At 51.7% G+C, this 2,878-nt stretch carries 2 tRNA genes and 2 rRNA genes (1 of these 4 only partly in view); all 4 read left to right on the top strand.

The window, feature by feature from the left end:
• Positions 1-107: 107 nt before the first annotated feature.
• A 16S ribosomal RNA gene (locus tag ACPD8L_RS17225) occupies positions 108-1,633 on the top strand.
• A 113-nt stretch (positions 1,634-1,746) separates the two neighbouring features.
• Positions 1,747-1,820, top strand: a tRNA-Ile gene (locus ACPD8L_RS17220).
• Between the two features lie 150 nt (positions 1,821-1,970).
• Positions 1,971-2,044: transfer RNA gene (locus ACPD8L_RS17215), tRNA-Ala, on the top strand.
• A 204-nt stretch (positions 2,045-2,248) separates the two neighbouring features.
• A 23S ribosomal RNA gene (locus ACPD8L_RS17210) occupies positions 2,249-2,878 on the top strand; it runs 2,186 nt beyond the window's last position.
• The 16S and 23S rRNA genes sit together here with 2 tRNA genes alongside, the layout of an rRNA operon.

Genomic DNA, 2,878 nt, shown 5'->3' with positions numbered 1-2,878 from the left:
AATAAAGAAGTTCATATACATATTGTAACGACAGCGTAAAGAGAATTAAGAACCATTTTGATGCGGGGACTCTGGTTTCCGGGTGTCGGACAGACATTCAAGGAAATACAATGAAGAGTTTGATCCTGGCTCAGGATGAACGCTAGCGGCAGGCCTAACACATGCAAGTCGAGGGGCAGCGGGGAAAAGCTTGCTTTTCCGCCGGCGACCGGCGCACGGGTGCGGAACGCGTATGGAACCTGCCCCTGTCAGGGGAATAGCCCAGGGAAACTTGGATTAATGCCCCATGGTACCATTATATCGCATGATATTATGGTTAAAGATTTATCGGACAGGGATGGCCATGCGTACCATTAGTTAGTTGGTAAGGTAACGGCTTACCAAGGCAGCGATGGTTAGGGGCCCTGAGAGGGGGATCCCCCACACTGGTACTGAGACACGGACCAGACTCCTACGGGAGGCAGCAGTGAGGAATATTGGACAATGGTCGGGAGACTGATCCAGCCATGCCGCGTGCAGGATGACTGCCCTATGGGTTGTAAACTGCTTTTATACGGGAAGAAACCCACCTACGTGTAGGTGGCTGACGGTACCGTAAGAATAAGGACCGGCTAACTCCGTGCCAGCAGCCGCGGTAATACGGAGGGTCCGAGCGTTATCCGGAATCATTGGGTTTAAAGGGTCCGTAGGCGGGCCGTTAAGTCAGGGGTGAAAGTCTGCGGCTCAACCGTAGAATTGCCTTTGATACTGGCGGTCTTGAGTCATGGTGGGGTTGCCGGAACATGTGGTGTAGCGGTGAAATGCATAGATATCACATAGAACACCGATCGCGAAGGCAGGTGACCAACCATGTACTGACGCTGATGGACGAAAGCGTGGGTAGCGAACGGGATTAGATACCCCGGTAGTCCACGCCGTAAACGATGGATACTAGCTGTGGGGACTTCGGTCTCCGTGGCCAAGCGAAAGTGATAAGTATCCCACCTGGGGAGTACGTTCGCAAGAATGAAACTCAAAGGAATTGACGGGGGCCCGCACAAGCGGTGGAGCATGTGGTTTAATTCGATGATACGCGAGGAACCTTACCAGGGCTTAAATGCAGGCTGCATGGGGTAGAGATACCCCTTTCTTCGGACTGCCTGCAAGGTGCTGCATGGTTGTCGTCAGCTCGTGCCGTGAGGTGTCAGGTTAAGTCCTATAACGAGCGCAACCCCTACCGTTAGTTGCCAGCATGTCAAGATGGGGACTCTAACGGGACTGCCGGTGCAAACCGTGAGGAAGGTGGGGACGACGTCAAATCATCACGGCCCTTACGTCCTGGGCCACACACGTGCTACAATGGCCGGTACAGAGGGAAGCCACCCCGCAAGGGGGCGCGGATCTATAAAACCGGTCACAGTTCGGATCGGGGTCTGCAACTCGACCCCGTGAAGCTGGAATCGCTAGTAATCGGATATCAGCCATGATCCGGTGAATACGTTCCCGGGCCTTGTACACACCGCCCGTCAAGCCATGGAAGCCGGGAGTGCCTGAAGTCCGTCACCGAGAGGAGCGGCCTAGGGCAAAATCGGTAACTAGGGCTAAGTCGTAACAAGGTAGCCGTACCGGAAGGTGCGGCTGGAACACCTCCTTTCTAGAGAAAGAGATGCCCGGAAGTTACGGGTCCCGCACGAGGTGGTCCTAAAGATCTTTGTGCTGTCGTTTATGATATGTTTTTTGTGATATAGGGCAATTTTTGGCCAAGACAGTCTCATAGCTCAGCTGGTTAGAGCGCTACACTGATAATGTAGAGGTCGGCAGTTCGAGTCTGCCTGAGACTACGAAAGCGGCGAAGCCGCAAGTTCAAAGTTTTAAGTTTGAAAGTTTAAGGTTTTGAAAAGTTCATTAAGAAATACTGAAGGAAATTTTAGAAGTTGAGTTACAGGGTTATCGCTCATAACTCCTAACTAATAACTCATAACTAAAGAAATGGGGGATTAGCTCAGCTGGCTAGAGCGCCTGCCTTGCACGCAGGAGGTCATCGGTTCGACTCCGATATTCTCCACATCCGAGTTAAGGGTTCGGAGTTAAAGAGTCAAGAGTTTTTACTCTGGACTCAACACTGAGAACTCATAACTTGAAAAGTTCATTGACATATTGGGACGGAGCGTGATGGTCATACCATCATGGCGAAGTCAAAAGAAGAAACACGAAGTAGAATAGAATATATAAGGATTACGAGAGGGCATTTGTGCTTTTGCACATAATGCGACAAGCAAAAGAAGGGCGTATGGGGGATGCCTGGGCTCTCAGAGGCGACGAAGGACGCGATAAGCTGCGAAAATCCACGGGGAGCTGCACATGAGCATTGATCCGTGGGTGTCCGAATGGGGCAACCCGGCTGGTTGAAGGCCAGTCACACCGCAAGGTGGGCGAACCCGCTGAACTGAAACATCTAAGTAGGCGGAGGAAGAGAAAACAAAAGTGATTCCGAGAGTAGTGGCGAGCGAAATCGGATTAGTCCAAACCAATGTTGTTCCGGCAATGTTGGGGTTGTAGGACCACGACATTCTTTGCGTGACGAACTGGAACCCTTTGGAAAGAGGGGCCGTAGACGGTGATAGCCCGGTACAGGCAAGGAACGTTAAAGATAGTGGTATCCTGAGTAGCGCGGGGCACGTGAAACCCTGTGTGAATCCGGCGGGACCATCCGCCAAGACTAAATACTCCTGAGAGACCGATAGTGAACCAGTACCGTGAGGGAAAGGTGAAAAGAACCCTGAACAAGGGAGTGAAAAAGACCCTGAAACCATACGCCTACAAGCGGTCGGAGCGGATTTATCCGTGACGGCGTGCCTTTTGCATAATGAGCCTACGAGTTACTTTTACCGGCAAGGTT

It is taken from the genome of Flagellimonas algicida, assembly GCF_049629585.1.
GTDB lineage: Bacteria > Bacteroidota > Bacteroidia > Flavobacteriales > Flavobacteriaceae > Flagellimonas.
This window is presented reverse-complemented; position numbering and strand designations above follow the sequence as displayed.